Origin of the sequence: Leclercia barmai (genome assembly GCF_049312895.1) — a bacterium.
Lineage (GTDB): Bacteria > Pseudomonadota > Gammaproteobacteria > Enterobacterales > Enterobacteriaceae > Enterobacter > Enterobacter barmai.
In genome coordinates this window covers 716,398-738,615 of record NZ_JBMNWZ010000002.1, presented here as the reverse complement: position 1 = coordinate 738,615, position 22,218 = coordinate 716,398, and the positions used below count along the sequence as shown (strand labels likewise).

Annotated in this window: 20 protein-coding genes and 1 tRNA gene; 14 read left to right on the top strand and 7 right to left on the bottom strand. The window is 56.5% G+C overall.

The genetic code is table 11. From position 1 onward, the window contains the following. Window positions 1-58 precede the first annotated feature (58 nt). From ACOYA6_RS11810 to ACOYA6_RS11800, 3 genes are all read left to right on the top strand, one after another. Window positions 59-1,408, top strand: coding sequence for a TolC family outer membrane protein (locus ACOYA6_RS11810; RefSeq protein ID WP_039032033.1), 1,350 nt, complete (start codon window positions 59-61; stop codon window positions 1,406-1,408). 102 nt (window positions 1,409-1,510) lie between these two features. Beyond that, a complete protein-coding gene (locus tag ACOYA6_RS11805; protein ID WP_422654745.1) occupies window positions 1,511-3,697 on the top strand; it encodes a type I secretion system permease/ATPase in 2,187 nt (728 codons plus the stop codon). After that, window positions 3,684-5,048 carry an HlyD family type I secretion periplasmic adaptor subunit gene (locus tag ACOYA6_RS11800; RefSeq protein ID WP_138369819.1) on the top strand — a complete coding sequence of 455 codons (1,365 nt, stop codon included), beginning with the start codon at window positions 3,684-3,686 and terminating at the stop codon, window positions 5,046-5,048. Before ACOYA6_RS11805 ends, ACOYA6_RS11800 begins: the two co-directional genes overlap by 14 nt. 42 nt (window positions 5,049-5,090) lie before the next feature. Here ACOYA6_RS11800 and ACOYA6_RS11795 read toward each other — a convergent pair whose 3' ends face one another. Together ACOYA6_RS11795 and ACOYA6_RS11790 are read right to left on the bottom strand one after the other, a co-directional pair. Beyond that, window positions 5,091-5,630: a DUF2058 domain-containing protein gene (locus ACOYA6_RS11795; RefSeq protein WP_223073693.1), complete on the bottom strand. Its 540-nt coding sequence runs from the start codon at window positions 5,628-5,630 to the stop codon at window positions 5,091-5,093. Window positions 5,631-5,664: 34 nt separating this feature from the next. Continuing rightward, window positions 5,665-6,201, bottom strand: coding sequence for a cysteine hydrolase family protein (locus ACOYA6_RS11790; RefSeq protein ID WP_422654744.1), 537 nt, complete (start codon window positions 6,199-6,201; stop codon window positions 5,665-5,667). A 198-nt stretch (window positions 6,202-6,399) separates the two neighbouring features. On the opposite strand from ACOYA6_RS11790, the gene ACOYA6_RS11785 reads away from it, so the two are divergent. Then, window positions 6,400-8,316, top strand: a complete 1,917-nt coding sequence (locus ACOYA6_RS11785) for a flagellin N-terminal helical domain-containing protein (protein WP_422654743.1) — start codon at window positions 6,400-6,402, stop codon at window positions 8,314-8,316. Window positions 8,317-8,352: 36 nt separating this feature from the next. On the opposite strand, the gene ACOYA6_RS11780 is transcribed toward ACOYA6_RS11785, so the two are convergent. The 3 genes from ACOYA6_RS11780 to ACOYA6_RS11770 all read right to left on the bottom strand — a co-directional run bounded on the left by ACOYA6_RS11780 (window position 8,353) and on the right by ACOYA6_RS11770 (window position 9,775). Next, complete coding sequence (locus ACOYA6_RS11780) at window positions 8,353-8,574, bottom strand: hypothetical protein (protein ID WP_223073696.1); 222 nt, start codon at window positions 8,572-8,574, stop codon at window positions 8,353-8,355. A gap of 124 nt (window positions 8,575-8,698) precedes the next feature. Beyond that, window positions 8,699-8,770, bottom strand: a tRNA-Arg gene (locus ACOYA6_RS11775). A 75-nt stretch (window positions 8,771-8,845) separates the two neighbouring features. Further along, window positions 8,846-9,775 (bottom strand): formate/nitrite transporter family protein, encoded by a 930-nt coding sequence (locus tag ACOYA6_RS11770; protein ID WP_223073697.1) that lies wholly within the window; start codon window positions 9,773-9,775, stop codon window positions 8,846-8,848. Window positions 9,776-10,090: 315 nt separating this feature from the next. Here ACOYA6_RS11770 and mlaA point away from each other — a divergent pair, with 315 nt between their 5' ends. Continuing rightward, window positions 10,091-10,843, top strand: coding sequence for a phospholipid-binding lipoprotein MlaA (gene mlaA / locus ACOYA6_RS11765; protein WP_039030929.1), 753 nt, complete (start codon window positions 10,091-10,093; stop codon window positions 10,841-10,843). A gap of 48 nt (window positions 10,844-10,891) precedes the next feature. On the opposite strand, the gene fadL is transcribed toward mlaA, so the two are convergent. Next, entirely contained in the window at window positions 10,892-12,214 is a 1,323-nt protein-coding gene (gene fadL, locus ACOYA6_RS11760) for a long-chain fatty acid transporter FadL (RefSeq protein ID WP_171029954.1), read from the bottom strand. A 372-nt stretch (window positions 12,215-12,586) separates the two neighbouring features. On the opposite strand from fadL, the gene ACOYA6_RS11755 reads away from it, so the two are divergent. From ACOYA6_RS11755 to sixA, 4 genes are all read left to right on the top strand, one after another. Continuing rightward, on the top strand, window positions 12,587-12,871 hold the full coding sequence (locus ACOYA6_RS11755; RefSeq protein ID WP_039030931.1) for a YfcZ/YiiS family protein: 285 nt from the start codon (window positions 12,587-12,589) through the stop codon (window positions 12,869-12,871). A 154-nt stretch (window positions 12,872-13,025) separates the two neighbouring features. Then, the gene (gene fadI / locus ACOYA6_RS11750; RefSeq protein ID WP_422654742.1) at window positions 13,026-14,336 is read left to right on the top strand and encodes an acetyl-CoA C-acyltransferase FadI; all 1,311 of its coding nucleotides are present in this window, start codon (window positions 13,026-13,028) and stop codon (window positions 14,334-14,336) included. After that, on the top strand, window positions 14,336-16,483 hold the full coding sequence (gene fadJ / locus ACOYA6_RS11745) for a fatty acid oxidation complex subunit alpha FadJ (protein WP_223073699.1): 2,148 nt from the start codon (window positions 14,336-14,338) through the stop codon (window positions 16,481-16,483). Before fadI ends, fadJ begins: the two co-directional genes overlap by 1 nt. A 210-nt stretch (window positions 16,484-16,693) precedes the next feature. After that, window positions 16,694-17,179, top strand: coding sequence for a phosphohistidine phosphatase SixA (sixA, locus tag ACOYA6_RS11740; RefSeq protein ID WP_039030934.1), 486 nt, complete (start codon window positions 16,694-16,696; stop codon window positions 17,177-17,179). Window positions 17,180-17,222: 43 nt separating this feature from the next. Here sixA and smrB read toward each other — a convergent pair whose 3' ends face one another. Next, a complete protein-coding gene (gene smrB, locus ACOYA6_RS11735; RefSeq protein WP_039030935.1) occupies window positions 17,223-17,774 on the bottom strand; it encodes an endonuclease SmrB in 552 nt (183 codons plus the stop codon). Window positions 17,775-17,931: 157 nt separating this feature from the next. Here smrB and prmB point away from each other — a divergent pair, with 157 nt between their 5' ends. From prmB to ACOYA6_RS11710, 5 genes are all read left to right on the top strand, one after another. Then, window positions 17,932-18,864 carry a 50S ribosomal protein L3 N(5)-glutamine methyltransferase gene (gene prmB, locus ACOYA6_RS11730; protein ID WP_422654741.1) on the top strand — a complete coding sequence of 311 codons (933 nt, stop codon included), beginning with the start codon at window positions 17,932-17,934 and terminating at the stop codon, window positions 18,862-18,864. 76 nt (window positions 18,865-18,940) lie between these two features. Beyond that, complete coding sequence (gene aroC, locus ACOYA6_RS11725) at window positions 18,941-20,026, top strand: chorismate synthase (protein ID WP_039030937.1); 1,086 nt, start codon at window positions 18,941-18,943, stop codon at window positions 20,024-20,026. A 2-nt stretch (window positions 20,027-20,028) separates the two neighbouring features. Next, complete coding sequence (gene mepA / locus ACOYA6_RS11720; RefSeq protein ID WP_039030938.1) at window positions 20,029-20,853, top strand: penicillin-insensitive murein endopeptidase; 825 nt, start codon at window positions 20,029-20,031, stop codon at window positions 20,851-20,853. After that, on the top strand, window positions 20,853-21,662 hold the full coding sequence (locus ACOYA6_RS11715) for a sulfite exporter TauE/SafE family protein (protein WP_422654740.1): 810 nt from the start codon (window positions 20,853-20,855) through the stop codon (window positions 21,660-21,662). Before mepA ends, ACOYA6_RS11715 begins: the two co-directional genes overlap by 1 nt. Continuing rightward, the gene (locus tag ACOYA6_RS11710) at window positions 21,662-22,210 is read left to right on the top strand and encodes an elongation factor P hydroxylase (RefSeq protein WP_039030940.1); all 549 of its coding nucleotides are present in this window, start codon (window positions 21,662-21,664) and stop codon (window positions 22,208-22,210) included. The genes ACOYA6_RS11715 and ACOYA6_RS11710 overlap by 1 nt, the downstream gene beginning before the upstream one ends. Window positions 22,211-22,218: the final 8 nt, after the last annotated feature.

Sequence of the window (22,218 nt, the reverse complement as noted above, 5' to 3'; positions counted from 1 at the left end):
GGGATTTTCTCTGGTGGATATTGACCAACAATCAAGGGATATGAAGGAAAGACATACGATGAAACAGTACAGTCAGTTCGTTATGGGGGCAGCTCTGGTGCTGAGCGCCACACACAGCCAGGCCACGACGCTTGAGCAGGCGGTGAAAGATAGCCTGCTATGGCACCCGGAAGTTAACGCCTCGGTAAATAGTCGTTATTCCGCCGATCAGGATCTCCGCGCAGCTAAAGGTGGCTATCTCCCGACGCTGGATCTCACCGCAGGCACCGGTTGGGAGCAGACCGATAACGCCAGCACCCGCGCCGCAGGTGACCACCTGCGCGATCTGCATCGCAGCGAGTCCGCTATCAACCTGCGCCAGAATGTGTTCAACGGTTTTGCCACCACCAGCGAAGTCGGCCGCCAGAAAGCCACGGTCAACTCCCGGGCCTGGACGGTGCTGAATACCAGCGAATCTACCGCGTTGCAGGCGATCCAGACCTATCTCGACGTGTTGATGCGCCAGAAGATGGTGGCGCTGGCGGAAGATAACCTCAAAAATCACGAGCGCGTGTTCGATCAGATCCGCCTGCGTACCGAGCAGGGCGTCGGCCGTCAGGCAGACTTCGAGCAGGCCCAGGCCCGTCTGGCACAGGCGCGCAACAACCTGCTGACCGAGCAAACCAACCTCGAAGACTCCCGCGCCAACTATCAGAGCATCACCGGCAAAGAGCCTGACACCCTGGTTATGCCCGCTAAAATCGCCGTTCCCGCTTCCCTGGATGCTGCGCGTACCGTGATGCTGGAAAATAACCCGCTGCTGAAACAGGCTGATGCCGACGTGGAAGCGACCCGCCAGCAGTATGAGGCGGCCAAATCGCGCTTCTATCCGGATGTGAACGTCGAAGTCGGGCGTACCATGGATAACAACATCGATGGTACCCGCGGCCACAGCCAGGAGTGGCAGGCGATGCTGCGCATGCGCTACAACCTTTACAACGGCGGCAGCGACCAGGCGACGCTCACCTCATACGCCTACAAAATGAAAGAGGCGCAGGATGTGAAAAACAACGCCCAGCGTCAGCTGAACGAAGATCTGCGTCTGGCCTGGAACGCCCTGAAAAATGCCGGTCAGCAGGTGCCGATCGCCAAAGAGTACGCCGATCGCAGCGTGCAGGTGCGTAGCGCCTATCAGGAGCAGTTCAGCCTGGGCGACCGTACCCTGCTCGATATGCTGGACAGCGAAAACGAAGTGTTCAGCGCCCAGCGCCGCTACGTCGAGCTGCAGTTCGTCGATATGTTTACCACCTATCGCATCAGCGCCCGTACCGGTGAACTGCTCAAGAACCTGAATATTCAGGCTCCGTCGGCCGCCGAGCCGCTCGACCAGGCAAAATCTTCCCAGGCAGAACTGCCTGAATTAAAGTAAGACGCCCTGAAAGGCTGACGGGGTTGTTGCTGGCAGGATAAACGGCAACAACCCTCTCTTTTTTTATCTGCGACCGCCGTCTGCAGAACACTGAGGCAGAGAATGACGCCTGATATTGACTCCTCCGATCGCATCGAGATGACCCCGCAGGCGCAGGGCAGACAGGATCCGCGGCAAAGCCATGACGATCCGCTGCTGGACGCGCTGATGATCGTCTGTAAATTGCATAACGTCGTCACCAGCCGTAATGTGCTGACCGCCGGGCTGCCGCTGGACGCCTACACCCTGACGACGGAGACCTTTCCGCGTGCCGCCGGCCGGGCCGGGCTCAAGGCGCGGGTGGTGCAGCGCGGGCTGGAAAACATTACCGCGCTCTCTCTGCCTGCCATTCTGCTGCTGAAGAACAACCAGGCCGCAGTGCTCATTGGCTGGGATGAACAGCAGCGCGCGCGCCTGCTGCCCAGCGAAACGGAGGGCGGTGAAATTAACGTCTCGCCAGAGACGCTGGCGGAGAATTACAGCGGCCGGGCGATTTTTATCTCCCCGGAGCATGAGTTTGACGCCCAGCCGACGGCCACGCTGCCGCGCACCAAATCCTGGTTCCAGGACACGCTCAGGCTGTCGAAATTCCTCTATCTGGATGCGGTGGTCGCCAGTTTCCTGGTCAACCTCGTGGCGCTCAGCGCCCCGCTGTTTGTGATGAACGTCTATGACCGGGTCGTGCCTAATCAGGCCACCGCCACACTGTGGGTGCTGGCCATCGGCGTCAGCATCGCCTTTGTGTTCGACTTTGTGCTGAAGATCCTGCGGGGCATCTGTCTCGATCTGGCCGGTAAGAAAACCGATCTGGTGGTCTCCTCGGCGCTGTTCGAGCGGCTGCTGGGCATGAAGATGAAGCTTCGCCCACAGCGGGTGGGGAGCTTTGCGCAGAACTTTCAGGAGTTCCAGTCGATTCGTGACTTCCTCTCTTCCCTGACGCTCACTGCCTTTATCGACTTTCCGTTTACCCTGCTGATCCTGCTGGTGATTGGCATCATCGGCGGCCCGCTGGTGTTTATCCCGCTGCTCTCCTATCCGCTGGCGCTGCTGGTGAACTGGCTGATCCAGCGCCCGCTGATGTCGCGGGTGAAGAAAACCTATCAGCTCTCCAACGAACGTCAGGCGATGCTGGTGGAGACGCTCACCGGACTGGATGCCATCAAGATCAACAACGCCCAGAGCGAGCGCCAGTATCAGTGGGAGCACCTTACCGGCCAGCTGAGCAAGCTGGAGCTGCGGGTGAAGTCGCTCTCGTACGTGGCGGTAAACTTTACCGCCTGGCTGCAGCAGTTCAGCGGCGTGGCCCTGATCGTGGCCGGGGTCTACATCATTATTGGCGGCAACCTGAGCATGGGCGGGCTGATCGCCTGCTACCTGCTGCACCGTCGCGCCATGATGCCCATCGGCCAGCTGTGCAGCCTGATCACCCGCTACCAGCGCGCGCGGATGACCAAAGCCACCATCGACCGGATGATGGATCTTGAGCAGGAAGTGCAGGACGACGAAGTGCCGCTGAAGCGGGAAACCCTCTCCGGCGCGATTGAGTTGCGCGATGTGACCTTTATCTACCCTGGCAATCAGTATGCTTCACTCATCAATGTCTCTCTGACGATCCAGCCCGGAGAGAAGGTGGGCATCATCGGGCGCAGCGGGTCGGGTAAAAGCTCCCTGGCGAAACTGCTGGTCGGTTTTTACCAGCCGAACAGCGGCAATGTGCTGATTGACGGTATCGATGCCCGCCAGATTGATGTTCACGATCTGCGCCATAACATTGGCTACGCGCCGCAGGATATCCATCTGTTCAGCGGCACCCTGCGCGACAATCTGGTCTACGGCGCCAGCTACGTTGACGAGGAAACCATGCTGCGGGTGGCCACCCTGACTGGCGTACACGAGTTTGCCCGTCGTCACCCGTCCGGCTACAACATGCAGGTGGGCGAGCGGGGGATGAGTCTTTCCGGCGGCCAGCGGCAGGCTGTTGCTCTGGCGCGGGCGCTGCTGCTCGACCCGCCGGTGCTGCTGATGGACGAACCGACCAGTTCAATGGATAACACCAGCGAAGATCTGATCAAAAAGGCGCTTGTGCCGGCGATCGCCAACAAAACGCTGCTGATGGTCACCCACCGTGCGTCGCTGCTGACGCTGGTGGATCGTCTGATTATCGTCGACAACGGCAAAATCATTGCCGACGGTCCGAAAGAGAGCGTCATGAGTGCGCTGAAGAAAGGACAAATTCATGCGAATCGTTGAGACGCTTAGCCGCCTGATGAGCTGGCTGTCAGGAGATAAACAGCCCGCGCCGTTTACTACCAACGAGGTTAACAAAGCCCTGCTGGACGATGCTCCACGGGTAGTGCGCGTCACGCTGTGGGCGATTTTCGCCTTCTTTATCGCCATGATCCTCTGGGCATCGCTGGCCAGTATCGACGAGGTGACGCGCGGGGAAGGGCGGGCCATTCCTTCCTCCCGCCTGCAAAAAGTGCAGAACCTCGAAGGGGGGATCGTCGCAGAGGTCTTTGTCCACGAAGGCGAGGTGGTGAAAGCCGGCGCGCCGCTGCTGCGTCTGGATGATACCCAGTTTCGTTCCAACGCCGGAGAGAGCGAGGCCGACAGGCTGGCGCTGCAGGCGCGTATCCAGCGTCTGACCGCGCAGCTGAACGATGCCACAACCCTGACCCTGGCGCCGGAGATTGTGAAGCAGGCGCCGGATATTGCCAGCGGCGAGATGGAGCTGTTCGCCAGCGTCAACAAACGCATTCAGAGCGAACTGGCCGGGCTTAACGAACAGCTTATTCAGAAGAAGCAGGAACTCCTCGACTTCCAGGGCAAGGCCAGCCAGTACCGCCGCAGCCTGGCGCTGCAGCAGCAGGAGGTCGCCATGTCTGAACCGCTGGTGGCTAAAGGGGCAATTTCAAAAGTTGAAGTGCTCCGCCTGCGTCGCGGCGTGGTGGAAACCCAGGGACAGCTCGACTCCGTGACCCTCGCCATTCCCCGGGCGGAAGCGGCCATCAAGGAGATTGAGAGCAAGGTCGGCGAAACGCGCGGGCGTTATCGCAGCGAAGCGCTGGGGCAGCTCAACGAGGCGCGAACCGATCTCAGTAAAATCGAGGCCTCGGGTAAGGCGATTTCCGACCGGGTGAACCGTACTCTGGTGACCTCACCGGTGCGGGGCGTGGTCCAGCAGCTGATGGTAAACACCATCGGCGGCGTGATCCAGCCGGGCAACGACCTGGTGGAGATTGTTCCTCTGGACGACAAACTGCTGGTGGAAGCAAAAATCCGTCCGCAGGACATCGCGTTTTTACGTCCGGGACAGGAGGCGACGGTGAAGTTCACCGCCTACGACTACACCATCTATGGCGGCCTGAAGGGTACGCTGGAGCAGATCAGCCCCGATACGGTGACCGACAAAGACGGGAAGAGTTTTTATGTGATTCGTCTGCGTACCGACAAAAACCACCTCGGCACGGATGAAAAGCCGCTGTTGATTATTCCGGGGATGGTGGCGTCGGTGGATATCATTACCGGTAAGAAAACGGTGATGGCGTATCTGCTAAAACCGATTTTGCGGGCGAGGGCGGAGGCGTTCCACGAGCGTTAAGAGGGGATAAAGCCCTCCTCCGGGAGAGGGGGGCTTTAGGGATTACCACATCAAATCATCCGGCACGACGAAATCAGCGTACGGATCGTCTTCGTCCTTCGCTTCCTGCGTCAGCTCGCCGCTGAACACGATATAGCTCGCATCACGCTGCGTAATTTTATCGGCGACAACCGCAGGGATAATGGCATATTCGCTTTCGCGACCCGCCCCGGCAACCAGACGCGCAATAGCCAGACGGCCATTGATCAGCTGTTTTTGCGTGGTCTTATCCACCAGCACTTTTTTAATCAGATTGCCGTCGGTGAAGTTGAAGCTAATATCGCCTTTCGCTACCACGATCCGGTTCATCTCAATTAACTGCTTGATCTGCGCCTTGTACTCTTTAGCTAGCGTCGCCTGCTTTTGCTGCTCGCTGAGCTCTTTATCGCGCTCAATCTGCGCCTGTTTATTCACTTCCACCGCTTCCCGTGCTTCACGCGCCTGCACGCGGGATTTTTTGGCGGTGCGCTGCACTTTTGCCATCTTTTTACTGCTGACTAAGCCAGCCTTCAGCATCTGTTCCTGGAGTGTGAGTTTGGTCATCTTCGTTTCTGAAATCTGTCAAATGATGGGCAGATTATACCTTTAATTCCGTGGCAGGGATAACCTGAGCAAAACCGGCAGCAAGCAGCCCCAGCGTGACATCCAGAATGGCTTTCGCGCTGAGCTGATACTGTTCAAGTTCGAAACTGATCACCGCATCGTTTAACACAGTGATTTTTAACCCGAGATCAGCGCCCGATCTGACGGTGGAGTTAACGCAGAATCCGGCTACGGCACCGATAACCACCAGCTCTGAAATACGGGCATCCTGCAGATAATCAAACAAACCCGTTGAGCTGAACGCGGAGGAGGTGTGTTTGATAAAGACCGGTTCGTTGTTGCGTTCTTCAAAGGACTCAAGGGGTAAGCTGGAAGGAGAGCTGTGATGGAGCGGCGAGCCCTCTTCAGGCGTCTGGTGGCGAACGTGTATGACCGGGGTGCCTGATTTTCTGAATTTCTCAATCACAGCGGTCATGTTTTCAATACTGTTTTGCGGAAAGAAATCCACGCCCTGTTGAATTCTTTGTGTGACAAAATTCTGCATATCGATGATGAGCAGTGCTTTAGACATCTTTATCCCCTTTAAACAGTATTGATGGCAGGGTTATTTGCCGCTGCAGGACATTCTTGTTGCCCTGAATCGAATTAACATAGCTGCAATAACATCTGTTTAACCCCTACTAAATTTGGTTAAGGCTCAAATAAATCATCAACTAATCCTGAATCCGGTCGATAACCTCTCCAGCGAAACCTGTATCGGTATATCGGAATGCTGAGCCTAAAAACTAACCTGATGGCCTTGACGCTTCGGGGTCAATCTCAAAAAAATACCTCTGCCCTGGAGCAGTCTATCCGCAATCTCTCTTCCGGCATGCGCATCAACAGTGCTAAAGACAATGCGGCCAACCAGGCCATTGCTAACCGCATGACCAGCCAGCAAAATGCGCTGCAACAGGCGCAGCGTAATGCTGGCGACGGCTTGTCGATGATCCAGACGGCCGAAGGCGCGATGGATGAAATCAACAACCGCCTACAGCGCATCCGCGAGCTTACGGTTAAAGGGCTCAGTGAATCCAATACCCTGGCGGATGCCGATACCATTCAGGCTGAAATCAACTTAAACCTTAAGGAGATCGACCGTCTGAACGGCTCCGTCGACTTTAACGGTATTAATCTGCTGAATGGTAGCGCGGGAACGGTCGGTTTTCAGGTCGGCACCCGGGATAATGAAAAAATCTCCCTCGATTTATCGAAAAACTTCAGTGTTGAAAATATCGGCCTGAAGGATTTCGTTATTCGCGGTATCAGCGGCAAGGTTTCAGATATCAATCAGGTGGCGGGAAGCGCCAGTAATATCGACCTGAACAGCGGTAATGTCAGCGTAACCTGGTATCCGTCAGGTTCATACAACGCGCCACAGCTGGTGCGCAACGCCACTGACGGCCGGTATTATATTCAGGATACGGGAGCTGACGGGAAACCTGTATTTTACCAGGCTAATACTGCCGCAAGCTGGAATACCGCCAGCGGAACCGGAAGCGTTGATGTCAGTGCAAACAATGGCGTGCCACTCTACAGCAGCGTCACCCAGCTTAATAGCCGGTCAATTCCTTCGGTAAGCTATCTCGACACCAATGGGGGTGTTTTAAGTAATAGCCCCGCGCCATCAATTAGAGAATCAAACGGCCAGTATTATATTGAGCAGGATGATTATTATTATCCTGCCACGCTAACCTACGGTTCGACGGGTGCCGTCACCGCGCAAATGACCAGCACCACGGCAAAACTGGATACAGATTTCGCCACGCTTCCGGCTGTCGTGACGACCACACCCAATATTGATGCCACGACCGCAGCGCTGAGCTTTAAGGATGCGAGTAATAACCCGCTCTCCGCCGCTAACTCCCGACTGCTGAAGTCAGGCAGCCAGTACATTCTGGAAGTGGGCGATGGCAGCGGTAATTTTAGCTATTACAATGCCTCGGTAACGACAACGACCGACGGTAGTGCCCATTCGCTTGTAGTGACCGCGAACAATGCCACCAGCCTGAATAATTTCTCTGATGTGACCCGGGTCAGCGGGTCGTCCCTGGTCACGATGGATCCTGCGAAGGTCAACGTGCGTTACACCGATGGCGACGGCAATATCTCGAACGATGTGCTGCGCCTGGATGCGGACGGTAATTACTACATGGATGTGGTGAACGGCACCGAGACCAAAAAAGCCACGCTGGTTTTGACTGATGAAACGCCTGCCCGCTACCTGCTTAAAACGCTGAATGGTCTGGGAGATCTGCAGATCTACTACCAGGCGTCTTTCAGTGCCTCCACGGATGCCGCAACCAACTATACGACCCTGAATATCTCTGAAATCGGTGACGAAATTCGCCTGAAAAACCCTGCGAATCCTCTGGCGGCGCTCGACAATGCCATTAAGCAGGTCGATGAACGACGCAGCACGCTGGGGGCGGTGGCGAACCGTCTGGAGTCGACGCAAAATCTGCAGGCGACGATGTCGGTTGCGGTTAATGCGTCCCGCTCACGGATTGAAGATGCGGACTACGCCGCAGAAGTGTCCAGCATGGCCCGGGCGCAGATGCTTCAGGAAACTTTTGCCTCGTTAATGACCAAAGCCAATCAGACACCGCAGGTGGTGCTGTCTCTTCTGAATGACTCAATGAAATAACAGACTGGAGCCCCGGCTTGTGGGGCTCCATAACGTTTAGCGAATAACATTACCGTGCTGGACGCAGCGCCCGTCGTTGCAGCTTACGGCATCCACTCTGGCTGCCCGGTGGTTTCTTGCCTGCGCGGTAACGGTTGCCGCTGCGACAGGGTGGTTAGAATTTGCGACCACGGCTGCGCGCTCCACCGGATGGAACACCACCCCGGCAAAGGCAGAGCAGGGGGCGATTAGCGCCAAAGCGATCAGAAATCTTTTCATTCCATTACTCCGTTGTTTCTCTCAGGTGGGAATTCGTTCTAACGGCGCGAGAGTACAGCACAGCGGCAGGTGACGTTGTGTGTATGGGTGCTATTGGCTGGAGAGAAAGTAGAAAGCGGGAAAGTGTCCCCTGCAGGAATCGAACCTGCAACTAGCCCTTAGGAGGGGCTCGTTATATCCATTTAACTAAGGGGACGAAGCGGCACGAGTATAACGTCATTTAGACAATGCGTTAAGCGCGTGACCGCCTGACTGCTTAAAGTGTCGCCATTCACGCCGCTTTTTTGCGTTCTTCCTCTTCTTCCTGCCGGGCTTTCAGTTCAGCTTTGCGCTTGTTCGACATATCGTTGCGAATCTGCGCATGGCTGAGCAGGGCAAAAATAAAGGTCCCGCCGCAGATGTTGCCTGCCAGGGTAGGGAGCGCGAAGGGCCAGAAGAACTCGGTCCAGTGGATGGTGCCGTTAAACACCAGATATAAAATTTCCACCGTCCCCACCACAATGTGGGTGGTATCGGCGAGGGCGATAAGCCAGGTCATCAGGATGATAACCACAATCTTTGCCGAACCGGCTGCCGGGAACATCCAGACCATAGTGGCAACGATCCAGCCGGAGATAATGGCGTTGGCGAACATCTCCGACGGGCTATTTTCCATCACGCCCATACCAATTTTCACAAAGGCGTCCCGGGTGGGCTCGTCGAATATCGGCATATACTCAAACGCCCAGGCGGCGACACCGGTACCAATAATATTACCGAGCAGCACCACGCTCCACAGGCGCATCAGCAGACCGAAATTGCCCCAGGTCGGGCTTTGCATCACCGGGAGTACGGCGGTGACGGTGTTCTCGGTAAACAGCTGCTGGCGGGCCATAATCACGATTATAAAGCCAAAGGTATAACCGAGGTTCTCCAGTATGATGCCGCCGGGTATACCTTCGAGCTCAACGTGGAAAATCCCTTTCGCCAGCAATGAGGCGCTCATCGATAGTCCGGCGGCGATGGCCGACCAGAACAGCGCCATGGCATCGCGCTCCAGCTCTTTCTCACCGTCCTGGCGAATATGTTCATGTATTGCCATCGCGCGTGAGGGTAGCCGGTCCTCATCGACCTCAATCTTCTTTCCCCGGCGTTTCTCCTCGCTTTCAACTTCCAGTTCTTCGGTATGACCGTCTATTTTCTCGTCTTTTAATTCGTCCATTTTAATGCTCCAGAGGTGGCTAATACCCCTTAAGCGTAGCGCTTTTTCCTCCGCCGCCCGTGGGGATGCTCTTAAATTCCCGCAATGGCAATAAAGGCGATACATCAATGGCAAAGGCCGTATAAAATTGCCAGCCAAACGAAAACCCAAAGCCAGGCTATTCTGAGATCATACCAGAGCGTGTTTATTGCCCCGATTTGTGGTCGTAGACATCAGTAGTCGTGCTGATACAATCACTTGCACGTTTACAGACAGAGCGCGAAAGCGCCATGACGGATGGCTTTGCTGATAGCCATACTTAACAGGGAGAAAGATATGAAACTTGGGCTGTCGGTGGTTGCGCTGAGCACCACGTTGCTGATGGGCTGCGCCAGCTCCGGCGAGCAGCAGGGGCGCTCCGATCCTCTGGAAGGATTTAACCGCACCATGTACAACTTCAACTATAACGTGCTGGATCCGTATGTGGTGCGCCCGGTTGCGGTGGCATGGCGGGATTATGTTCCACAGCCTGCCCGTAACGGCCTGAGCAACTTCACCAGCAACCTCGAAGAGCCTGCGGTCATGGCGAACTACTTCCTGCAGGGCGATCCTTATCAGGGGATGGTCCACTTCACCCGATTCTTCCTCAACACCCTGTTAGGGATGGGCGGCTTTATTGACGTTGCCGGGATGGCGAATCCGAAGCTGCAGCGCGAGCAGCCGCACCGTTTCGGTAGTACCCTGGGTCACTACAATGTGGGTTACGGCCCGTACGTGCACCTGCCGTTCTACGGTAGCTTCACCCTGCGTGACGATGGCGGCGACATGGTCGATACGCTCTATCCGGTGCTGTCATGGCTGACCTGGCCGCTGTCGGTGGGTAAATGGACGCTGGAAGGGGTGGAGACGCGCGCGCAGCTGCTGGATTCCGACGGTCTGCTGCGTCAGTCCTCCGATCCGTACCTCATGGTGCGTGAGGCCTACTTCCAGAACCACGACTTCATTGCTAACGGCGGCAAGCTGAAACCGGAAGAGAATCCGAACGCGAAAGCGATCGAAAACGAACTCTCCGAGATTGATGCGGAATAAAAAAGAAAAGGTGAGCCCCAGGGCTCACCTTTTTTAATCGTGATGTGATTAGAACGCGTAGTTGAAGTTCATGCCATACAGCCAGGCTTTACCTTCAGAAGAGAACTCATACGGACCTTCCTGGAACGACACTTTCTGACCGTGCATATAAGAGACACCCGCATCGATTGAGGCATCTTTGTTGAATGCGTAGGTTGCACCGGCGCTCAGCCAGAAGCGATCCTGATCCGGAATGGAGATAGAACGTTTGTCTGCCGGAACCGGGCTGTCATCGAAGGCAATACCGGTACGGAACGTCCAGTTATCATCCATATAGTAGGTGGTACCCAGCGCGATGCGGTACGCGTCTTTAAAGCTTTCATCTTTATAGAAAAGCGTATCACCGCCGCTGTTAGTCGCTTTCAGCTCCTGGAACTGGCTCCAGCTTGTGTAGGTCAGGCTATAGTGGATAGCCCATTGCGGTGCGACTCTGTTGTAGCCGGACAGTTCCCACATCTCAGGTAAATTCAGGGTCAGAGAACCGCCAGTAGTGCGGCCATCCGTTCCCATTGGCAGACCAAAGTTGCCCAGGATTTGGTTGTAAGCTGAAGGCAGGCTGCTCTTATAGTCGCCATCGAAATCGATTTTTACTTCAGAGCGGTAAGTAAAGCCATACCGGTTGTTCTTGTCGATTTCATACAGAATACCGGCATTCCAGCCAAAGCCCCACTCATCACCCTTCAGGTAGGCAATCTGGGTGTCTCCCTGGATCCCGGCGACCTGACGTGCCAGAGCCGGAGGTAATGCGCCGGACCCTGCGACGATGCGACCCAGGTCACCCGCGTAGCGCTCAATTTTCGCTTTTGCATACACAGCATCAAACCCAACACCGAAACTCCAGTGATTATCCAGGCGATAAGCACCGCTCAGGTTCAGGTTGAGGGTTTCCAGGTCGGTTGTACCGCCGTACGCTCCTGCCGCGTAGTTGTTATTGAACTCGGTCGCCAGTCCGTAGTTAGAGGTAACGGACGCGCCCCAGCCAAATTGGTCATTGATTGGCGCGACGAAGTGCAGGTTTGGAACCCATGCTGTTGGCGCGATATTACTCGCATTCAGGCTTGCGCCCGTTGGAGAGCGTCCGGAGATATCTACATCAGGGTCAACAAAAATGGCACCTGCGGAGAAGGTTGGACGATCAAACATCATGATCAGGGCAGGGTTACGGCTCGCGTTCCCGGCGTCATCAGCAATGGCGCCTTCCCCGGAATAGGCACGGCCCAGGCCTGAGGAAGAGAACTCGTTAAGCTGGAATCCCGCTGACCAGGCGGAGGTGGAGACGATTGCCACTGCGACTGCCAGCGCAGTTTTTTTGAACAGGGTTTTCTGGCTCATGACCATAACCTCATTGAGTTATTTTTATGCAATATTTGTTACATACCGTAACAGGAGCGCGAAGTGTAGGGTCTGTGGTAACACTTAGAAATCAGACCAGTGGCGAGAGTATAGGTCTGACCAGATAGAATGTTGCAAGAGTGTTTGTGAATATTTACTGATATGTTTTTCGAAACGGGATCTGGGTGGCAAAATTGTGACCAGTTCGCTTCCACCGAATGGGTGATTTTTGTTTTAGATCATTTTTACTTGTGATATTGCTCACTTACCCGGTTTTCGGCCATTAACAACTGGAGCCACCCCCGCCCGGGGCGTAAAATATCAGCATCGTGTCTATTCTCGCGCCGTGCGCGAATTCAGAGGAAATCTACTATGAGTAAATGCAGTGCTGATGAAACCCCGGTTTGCTGCTGTATGGATGTGGGCACCATCGTGGACAACACGGATTGCACCGCCTCTTACAGCCGTGAGTTCGCCAGTCGTGCCGACGCCGAAGAGACACTGGCTGCCCTGACCGAAAAAGCCCGCGGCGTGGAGTCCGAACCGTGCGAAATTAAATCCACCTTCACCGACGTGGAAGGCGGGGTTCGCCTGGACATCGACTTCGTGTTCAGCTGCGAAGCAGAATCCCTGATTTTTCAACTCGGTCTGCGTTAATTCCTTTCAACGCCTCCTTCCCGGAGGCGTTTCGTTTGCTCTCTGTGTGTTCGCTCGCAATTTTTCTTCTCCCTGATTGGCTAATGTAAAAATTTGGTTAAGACTGTTATCAGGTCAGACCACTTTGCGCATTTGTTATTCACAGGGGAGCGTTATGAGTCAGGCATTACCGCTAATCACCCGTCAGGGCGATCGCATTGCCATTGTCAGTGGATTACGTACGCCGTTTGCCCGTCAGGCGACGGCGTTTCATGGCATTCCTGCCGTCGATCTGGGGAAAATGGTCGTAGGAGAGTTACTGGCTCGCAGTGAAATTCCTCCCGAAGTCATTGAACAGCTGGTCTTTGGCCAGGTAGTGCAAATGCCGGAAGCGCCCAATATCGCCCGTGAAATCGTGCTGGGCACCGGGATGAACGTGCATACCGATGCCTACAGCGTGAGTCGCGCCTGTGCCACCAGCTTTCAGGCGGTGGCAAACGTCGCGGAGAGCCTGATAACCGGCACCATTCGCGCCGGGATTGCTGGCGGCGCCGACTCCTCGTCCGTTTTACCGATTGGCGTCAGCAAAAAGCTCGCCCGCGTGCTGGTGGACGTCAATAAAGCCCGCACCACCGGGCAGCGCCTGTCGCTGTTTTCGCGCCTGCGTCTGCGCGATTTACTCCCTGTGCCGCCCGCGGTGGCGGAATATTCCACCGGCTTGCGCATGGGCGATACCGCCGAGCAGATGGCGAAAACCTACGGCATCACCCGTGAACAGCAGGATGCCCTGGCACACCGCTCGCACCAGCGCGCCGCTCAGGCCTGGGCGGAAGGCAAACTGGCGGACGAGGTCATGACGGCCTATACGCCGCCATTCCGCGAGCCGCTCAGCCAGGATAACAATATTCGCGGCACCTCTACGCTTGCGGATTACGCAAAACTGCGCCCGGCGTTCGACCGCAAATACGGCACCGTCACCGCAGCGAACAGCACTCCGTTAACCGACGGCGCGGCGGCGGTGATCCTGATGACCGAAACGCGCGCCAGAGAGCTGGGCCTGAAGCCGCTCGGCTATCTGCGCAGCTACGCCTTCACCGCCATTGATGTCTGGCAGGACATGCTGCTGGGACCGGCCTGGTCCACGCCGCTGGCGCTTGAACGTGCCGGGCTTACCATAGGCGATCTGACGCTTATCGACATGCACGAAGCCTTTGCCGCGCAGACCCTGGCCAACGTGCAACTGCTGGCCAGCGAACGCTTTGCCCGGGACGTGCTGGGCCGCGCCCATGCCACTGGCGAAGTGGATGAGAGCAAATTTAACGTGCTGGGGGGCTCCATTGCGTACGGCCACCCCTTTGCGGCGACCGGGGCGAGGATGATCACCCAGACGCTGCATGAGTTGCGCCGTCGCGGCGGCGGTTTTGGCCTGGTCACCGCCTGCGCCGCGGGTGGTCTGGGTGCCGCAATGGTTCTGGAGGCTGAATAATGGAGATGACAACGGCGTTTACCCTGCACGTGCGTCTGGACAACGTGGCGGTGGTCACCATCGATGCGCCAGGCGAGAAGATGAATACCCTGAAAGCGGAGTTTGGCGGCCAGGTTCGCGCCATCCTCAAGCAGGTGCGTGAAAACAAAAACCTGCGCGGGCTGGTGTTTATCTCGGCCAAGCCGGACAACTTTATTGCCGGGGCCGATATCAACATGATTGCCCGCGCCGAAAGCGCGCAGGTGGCGGAAGATCTGGCCCGTCAGGGCCAGCAGATCATGGCCGAAATTCATGCCCTGCCGATCCCGGTGATTGCGGCGATCCACGGCGCCTGCCTCGGCGGCGGTCTGGAGCTGGCGCTGGCCTGTCACGCACGCATCTGCACCGACGACGCCAAAACGGTGCTGGGCCTGCCGGAAGTGCAGCTTGGCTTACTGCCGGGCTCGGGCGGCACCCAGCGTCTGCCGCGTCTGGTGGGCGTCAGCACGGCGCTGGAGATGATCCTCGCCGGTAAACAGCTGCGCCCGCGCCAGGCCCTGAAGGTCGGGCTGGTGGATGAGGTGGTGCCGCATTCCATTCTGCTGGAGGCCGCCGTTGCGCTGGCCCTGAAAGGCAAACCGGACACCCGTCGCTTACCGGTGCGCGAGCGCGTGCTGGCAGGGCCGCTGGGCCGTGCGCTGCTGTTCAACATGGTGGGCAAAAAAACCGAGCAAAAAACCCAGGGGAACTACCCGGCGACAAAACGCATTCTCGAGGTGATCCATACCGGCCTGACCCAGGGCAGCAGCAGCGGCTATGCCGCAGAAGCGAAAGCCTTTGGCGAACTGGCGATGACCCCACAGTCTCAGGCGCTGCGCAGCATCTTTTTTGCCAGTACCGAAGTGAAAAAAGATCCCGGCAGCGAGGCGGAGCCAGCGCCGCTGGAGTCTGTCGGTGTGCTGGGCGGCGGGCTGATGGGGGGCGGTATCGCTTTCGTCAGCGCCAGCAAAGGCAAATTACCGGTGCGGATCAAGGACATCAACCCGAAGGGGATCAACCACGCCCTTCAGTACAGCTGGCAGTTGCTTGATAAAAAGGTCAAACGCCGCCATATCAAAGCCAGCGAGCGCGATCGCCAGCTGGCGCTGATCTCCGGCACCACTGACTACAGCGGTTTCCGTCATCGCGATCTGGTCATTGAGGCGGTATTCGAAGATCTGGCCCTGAAACAGCAGATGGTGGCCGAGGTAGAGGCGAACTGTGCCCCGCACACCATTTTTGCCTCCAACACCTCGTCGTTGCCTATTGGCGATATTGCGGCCGGGGCCGCACGCCCTGAACAGGTGATCGGGCTGCATTTCTTCAGTCCGGTAGAAAAAATGCCGCTGGTGGAGGTCATCCCGCACGCCGGAACCAGCCCGCAGACCATTGCCACCGTGGTGAAGCTGGCAAAAATGCAGGGCAAAACGCCGGTGGTGGTGGCCGATAAAGCCGGGTTCTACGTCAACCGCATTCTGGCGCCTTATATCAATGAGGCCATGCGCCTGCTGACCGAAGGCGAAAAGGTTGAACATATCGATAATGCGCTGGTGAAGTTTGGTTTCCCGGTCGGCCCAATCCAACTTTTGGATGAGGTGGGAATCGATACCGGCACTAAAATTATACCTGTGCTGGAAAGCGCTTACGGTGAACGGTTTAGCGCACCTGCAAACATTGTTTCTGCAATTTTGAATGACGATCGCAAAGGCAGAAAAAATGGACGCGGTTTCTATCTTTACGATCCAAAAGGGCGTAAAAGCAAGAAACAGGTAGACCCGGCAATTTATGGGCTTATTCAGCCTGCCGGCGAGGGCAAACTTTCTGCGACACAGTGCGCAGAACGTTGCGTCATGATGATGCTCAACGAAGCGGCGCGCTGCTTTGATGAGAAGGTCATTAAAAATGCCCGCGACGGCGATATTGGCGCCGTCTTTGGCATTGGTTTCCCACCTTTCCTGGGTGGCCCGTTCCGCTATATGGATAGCTTAGGTGCGGGTGAAGTTGTTGCGATTTTACAACGACTGGCTGTGCAATATGGGCCGCGGTTTACGCCGTGTGACGCATTATTGCAGATGGCGGATCAGGGGCTGCGATTTTGGCCAGCAAAGGAAACTGACCTTGTAAATTAAGGTCAAACAAGAGTAAATCCGCCGTTGAAGGGTCTGGTCCTGTCTAATTTGTAAACTGACATTGACTATACTTACGCCGTTGAGGTAAAAAACAGCGTTTCATTCAACGGATGGATCAGGCACAATGCCCGGCCATCGGGTTTTCTACCTCGTTATGTGTTCACGCGGGGAAGTAACACCGGTGATCCTGGTCAACAAAAGCGGTGCAATATGCAAGTTTTTATCATGCGTCACGGTGACGCGGCACTTGATGCTGCCAGTGACTCTGTACGTCCTCTGACGCCTTGCGGCTGTGACGAGTCCCGTCAAATGGCAACCTGGCTGAAAGGGCAAAAAGTGGATATTGAACGTGTCCTCGTCAGTCCGTTCTTACGCGCTGAACAGACGCTGGACGTGGTAGGGGAGTGTATGAACCTGCCAGACAGTGTCGACGTTCTGCCAGAGCTTACCCCGTGTGGCGATGTGGGTCTTGTCAGTGCCTATCTTCAGGCGCTGTGCAATGAAGGTGTCGCTTCTGCGCTGGTGATTTCCCATCTGCCGTTAGTCGGCTATCTGGTATCTGAACTCTGCCCGGGCGAAACGCCGCCGATGTTCAGCACCTCTGCCATTGCCAATGTCACCCTCAATGAAACGGGTGCTGGCGTCTTCAACTGGCAGATGAGCCCCTGCAATCTGAAGATGGCGAAAGCTATCTGACGTAACAGATCCAGGCGGGTAGCAATTGCCACCCGCCTGCCTCTCAGGGCAGCTCAGGCGGTTGCCACTCTTCTACTTCAATCAACACCAGCAATGCGGCATCTCCGCCGTACTCTTTGGGTGCCTGATGAAAAGCCATCACGTGTGGATGCTGAGCCAGCCACAGCGGGGTTTGCTGTTTAAGAATATGTTTGCCGTGGCCGTGCATCACGCAGGCACAAAAGACATGTTCCCGGCGGCAGGCGGCAATCAGCGCGCCCAGCTCCTGTTTCGCCTGCATCTGGGTTAACCCGTGTAGATCGAGAAACAGCTCCGGCGAATAATCCCCACGACGCAATTTTTTCAGCTCGAAGTGGCTGACGTCCGACCGCACGTATTTCACCGCACCTTCCGTATTCAGCAGCGGCTGAAACTCGTCGGAAAAATAGTGGCTGGCGTCAGCCTGCTCCTGCAGCAACCGTTTTACGGGAACTTCACTCACTTTTTTACGTAGCGGGCGGTGGACGATGGTGTCCTGCTTGATTTTACGCGTGCCTGTCATCAGCTGACGAAACAGCGTTTGATCCTCCTGGCTCAAGGATGTTTTCTTTTTCATATGTCCGTCTCATCTCTTATTTCCGACAGTGTACCTGACTCGCCGTACGGCAAAACGCATTTTTTACCCGCAAGCCGTTAGCGACAGTGCTGATTTATCGCCGTCTTCATGGCACACTAGCCGCCGAAAATTTAGCGAGCATGCCCTGGAGAACATAGTGGATAAAATTTTTGTCGATGAAGCGGTGAATGAGCTGCAAACCATTCAGGACATGTTGCGTTGGGCGGTCAGCCGTTTCAGCGCGGCCAATATCTGGTACGGTCACGGTACCGACAACCCGTGGGATGAGGCGGTACAGCTGGTGCTGCCGTCACTCTATCTGCCGCTGGATATCCCTGAAGATATGCGTTCTGCGCGCCTCACCTCCAGTGAAAAACACCGTATCGTTGAGCGCGTGATCCGTCGCGTTAACGAGCGCATCCCGGTGGCGTACCTCACTAACAAAGCCTGGTTCTGCGGCCATGAATTCTTTGTCGATGAACGCGTGCTGGTGCCGCGATCGCCGATTGGTGAACTGATCAATAACCATTTCGCCGGCCTGATTGACCATCAGCCTGAGCATATCCTCGATATGTGCACCGGCAGCGGCTGCATCGCCATTGCCTGCGCTTATTCCTTCCCGGATGCAGAAGTGGACGCCGTGGATATCTCCCCTGACGCGCTGGCGGTAGCGGAACACAACATTGAAGAGCACGGTCTGATCCATCACGTCACGCCGATCCGTTCCGATCTGTTCCGTGACCTGCCGAAAGTGCAGTACGACCTGATTGTGACCAATCCGCCGTACGTCGATGCAGAAGATATGTCCGATCTGCCAAACGAATACCGCCATGAACCTGAGCTGGGACTGGCTTCCGGCTCCGACGGCCTGAAGCTGACCCGCCGCATTCTGGCCTGCGCGCCGGATTATCTGACCGATGACGGTATTCTGATTTGTGAAGTCGGTAACAGCATGGTACATCTGATGGAGCAATATCCGGATGTGCCGTTCACCTGGCTCGAGTTCGACAACGGTGGCGACGGCGTCTTCATGCTGACCAAAGCGCAGCTTCTCGCCGCGCGCGAGCACTTCAGCATCTACAAAGATTAATCCAACGGGCTTCGGCCCGTTTCACATTGCGCAAACACAGAAAGCTCAAACACAGAACAACGAAAACGGAGCCGTGATGGCAGGAAACAGTATTGGACAATTATTTCGTGTGACCACGTTTGGCGAGTCGCACGGACTGGCGCTGGGTTGCATCGTTGATGGCGTGCCGCCTGGCATCGAACTGACCGAAGCTGATTTACAGCACGATCTCGACAGGCGTCGTCCGGGCACCTCGCGCTACACCACCCAGCGCCGCGAGCCGGATCAAGTCAAAATCCTGTCAGGCGTCTTTGAAGGACGCACCACCGGCACCAGCATCGGCCTGCTGATTGAGAATACCGATCAGCGCTCACAGGACTACGGCGCCATCAAGGATGTGTTCCGCCCGGGCCACGCTGACTATACCTATGAACAGAAATACGGTTTTCGTGACTATCGCGGCGGCGGACGCTCCTCCGCCCGTGAAACCGCCATGCGCGTGGCGGCAGGCGCCATTGCTAAAAAATACCTGGCGCAGAAGTTTGGTATTGTCATTCGCGGCTGCCTGACCCAGATGGGCGACATTCCGCTGGCGATCGAAGACTGGGATCAGGTTGAACAAAACCCGTTCTTCTGCGCCGATGCCTCGAAGCTGGAAGCGCTGGACGAACTGATGCGCGCCCTGAAAAAAGAGGGTGACTCCATTGGTGCCAAAGTCACGGTCGTGGCCGACGGCGTTCCGCCGGGCTGGGGCGAGCCGGTCTTTGACCGCCTCGACGCCGACATTGCCCATGCGATGATGAGCATCAACGCGGTGAAAGGGGTAGAGATTGGCGACGGTTTTGACGTGGTGGCGCTTCGCGGCAGCCAGAACCGCGACGAAATTACTAAAGAGGGCTTCCAGAGCAATCACGCTGGCGGCATTCTGGGCGGCATCAGCAGCGGGCAGCAGATTGTGGCTAACATTGCGCTGAAACCAACCTCCAGCATTACCGTGCCGGGCCACACCATTAACCGCTCTGGCGAAGAAGTTGAGATGATCACCAAAGGACGTCACGATCCGTGCGTCGGGATCCGCGCAGTGCCCATCGCCGAAGCGATGCTGGCGATCGTGCTGATGGATCACTTCCTGCGCCAGCGCGCGCAGAATGCGGATGTGACGACCACCATTCCACGCTGGTAACCATGAAAAAAACCGCAATTGCTCTGCTGGCGCTGCTTGCCAGCGGGGCCGCTCTGGCGGCAACGCCGTGGCAAAAAATCACCCACCCGGTGGCGGGCAGCGCCCAGTCCATCGGCGGGTTCTCTAATGGCTGTATCGTAGGCGCAGAAGCGCTGCCGCAGCAGTCCTCCACGTATCAGGTGATGCGCACCGATCAGCGCCGCTACTTTGGTCACCCGGATCTGGTGCTGTTTATTCAGCGCCTCAGCAACCAGGTGCATAATCTGGGGCTGGGTACGGTTCTGATTGGCGATATGGGGATGCCGGCAGGCGGACGCTTCAACGGCGGCCACGCCAGCCATCAAACCGGGCTGGACGTGGATATCTTCCTGCAGCTGCCGAAAACCCGCTGGACCTCGGCCCAGTTGCTGAAGCCCCAGGCGCTCGATCTGGTTGCCAGCGACGGCAAGCGTGTGGTGCCGTCGCTCTGGTCGCAGGACGTTTCCGCCATGATCAAGCTGGCGGCCAAAGATAACGACGTCACGCGCATCTTTGTTAACCCGGCCATCAAGCAGCAGCTTTGCGAGGATGCCGGAACCGACCGAGACTGGCTGCGTAAAGTGCGGCCGTGGTTCCAGCACCGTGCGCATATGCACGTGCGTCTGCGCTGCCCGGCGAACAGCCTGGAATGCGAAGATCAGCCGCTGCCACCGCCTGGCGATGGCTGTGGTTACGAACTGCAAAGCTGGTTTGAACCGGCCAAGCCTGGAACCTCTAAGCCTGAGAAGAAGACACCGCCTCCGTTGCCGCCTTCCTGCCAGGCGCTACTGGATGAGCATGTACTTTAATGGACCAATTTGCTGAGTTGTTTATGGTATCGCCGCTGCTGCTGGTGGCGCTGTTTTTTATCGCTATGCTGGCCGGTTTTATTGATGCACTGGCGGGCGGCGGCGGGCTGTTAACCGTTCCGGCCCTGCTGGCGGCGGGGATGAGCCCGGCGCAGGCGCTGGCGACCAACAAGCTGCAGGCATGCGGCGGATCGTTATCCGCCTCGATCTACTTTATCCGCCGCAAGGTAGTGAGCCTCACCGACCAGAAGCTCAATATCCTGATGACCTTTATCGGCTCAACCAGCGGTGCGCTGCTGGTGCAGCATGTGCAGTCCGATATACTGCGCCAGATCTTACCCATCCTCGTTATCTGTATTGGTCTCTACTTTTTACTGATGCCAAAGCTTGGCGAAGAGGATCGGCAGCGCCGCCTGCACGGATTGCCGTTTGCGCTGATTGCCGGTGGCTGTGTCGGCTTTTATGACGGTTTCTTCGGCCCGGGCGCCGGGTCGTTTTACGCCCTGGCGTTCGTGACCCTGGCCGGTTTTAACCTCGCCAAATCCACCGCCCATGCCAAAGTACTGAACGCCACCTCGAACCTCGGTGGCCTGCTGCTGTTTATCATCGGCGGCAAGGTGATCTGGGCGACCGGCTTTGTGATGATGGCCGGACAATTTCTGGGCGCGCGGGCAGGCTCGCGCCTGGTGTTAAGCAAAGGGCAACAGCTCATTCGTCCGATGATTGTCATTGTCTCGGCCGTAATGAGTGCCAAACTTCTTTATGACAGCCACGGACAGGAGATCCTCCACTGGTTGGGGATGAACTAATGAACAGTACGCATAAATACGAACAGCTGATTGAGGTTTTCAACGGCTGCTTCGCGGAAGATTTTAATACCCGTCTGATTAAAGGCGACGACGAACCGATCTATCTTCCTGCTGATGCGGAAGTGCCGTACAACCGGATTGTGTTCGCTCACGGCTTTTATGCCAGCGGTTTGCATGAAATATCGCACTGGTGTATCGCAGGAAAAGCGCGTCGCGAGCTGGTGGACTTTGGCTACTGGTACTGCCCGGACGGCCGCGACGCCGCGACCCAGGGACAGTTTGAAGATGTAGAGGTCAAACCCCAGGCGCTGGAGTGGCTGCTGTGCGTGGCGGCAGGATTCCCGTTTAACGTCAGCTGTGACAACCTCGAAGGCGACTTCGAGCCAGACCGTATTGTCTTCCAGCGCCGCGTTCACGCGCAGGTGATGGAGTATCTTGAGAAAGGCATCCCGGAACGTCCGGCGCGCTTAATCAAGGCTTTACAGAATTATTACCACACGCCGGAGATCACGGCGGAATGCTTCCCGTGGCCGGAAGATCTTAACTGAGGAAAGAA

Coding starts and splice junctions, on each gene's coding strand:
- ACOYA6_RS11770 (WP_223073697.1), bottom strand. CDS start 9,775: ATGGACGAATTAAAAGACGAGAAAATAGACGGTCATACCGAAGAACTG.
- ACOYA6_RS11800 (WP_138369819.1), top strand. CDS start 3,684: ATGCGAATCGTTGAGACGCTTAGCCGCCTGATGAGCTGGCTGTCAGGA.
- ACOYA6_RS11810 (WP_039032033.1), top strand. CDS start 59: ATGAAACAGTACAGTCAGTTCGTTATGGGGGCAGCTCTGGTGCTGAGC.
- fadJ (WP_223073699.1), top strand. CDS start 14,336: ATGGAGATGACAACGGCGTTTACCCTGCACGTGCGTCTGGACAACGTG.
- ACOYA6_RS11715 (WP_422654740.1), top strand. CDS start 20,853: ATGGACCAATTTGCTGAGTTGTTTATGGTATCGCCGCTGCTGCTGGTG.
- ACOYA6_RS11785 (WP_422654743.1), top strand. CDS start 6,400: ATGCTGAGCCTAAAAACTAACCTGATGGCCTTGACGCTTCGGGGTCAA.
- ACOYA6_RS11780 (WP_223073696.1), bottom strand. CDS start 8,574: ATGAAAAGATTTCTGATCGCTTTGGCGCTAATCGCCCCCTGCTCTGCC.
- ACOYA6_RS11755 (WP_039030931.1), top strand. CDS start 12,587: ATGAGTAAATGCAGTGCTGATGAAACCCCGGTTTGCTGCTGTATGGAT.
- aroC (WP_039030937.1), top strand. CDS start 18,941: ATGGCAGGAAACAGTATTGGACAATTATTTCGTGTGACCACGTTTGGC.
- smrB (WP_039030935.1), bottom strand. CDS start 17,774: ATGAAAAAGAAAACATCCTTGAGCCAGGAGGATCAAACGCTGTTTCGT.
- fadL (WP_171029954.1), bottom strand. CDS start 12,214: ATGAGCCAGAAAACCCTGTTCAAAAAAACTGCGCTGGCAGTCGCAGTG.
- ACOYA6_RS11795 (WP_223073693.1), bottom strand. CDS start 5,630: ATGACCAAACTCACACTCCAGGAACAGATGCTGAAGGCTGGCTTAGTC.
- sixA (WP_039030934.1), top strand. CDS start 16,694: ATGCAAGTTTTTATCATGCGTCACGGTGACGCGGCACTTGATGCTGCC.
- mepA (WP_039030938.1), top strand. CDS start 20,029: ATGAAAAAAACCGCAATTGCTCTGCTGGCGCTGCTTGCCAGCGGGGCC.
- ACOYA6_RS11805 (WP_422654745.1), top strand. CDS start 1,511: ATGACGCCTGATATTGACTCCTCCGATCGCATCGAGATGACCCCGCAG.
- fadI (WP_422654742.1), top strand. CDS start 13,026: ATGAGTCAGGCATTACCGCTAATCACCCGTCAGGGCGATCGCATTGCC.
- ACOYA6_RS11710 (WP_039030940.1), top strand. CDS start 21,662: ATGAACAGTACGCATAAATACGAACAGCTGATTGAGGTTTTCAACGGC.
- mlaA (WP_039030929.1), top strand. CDS start 10,091: ATGAAACTTGGGCTGTCGGTGGTTGCGCTGAGCACCACGTTGCTGATG.
- ACOYA6_RS11790 (WP_422654744.1), bottom strand. CDS start 6,201: ATGTCTAAAGCACTGCTCATCATCGATATGCAGAATTTTGTCACACAA.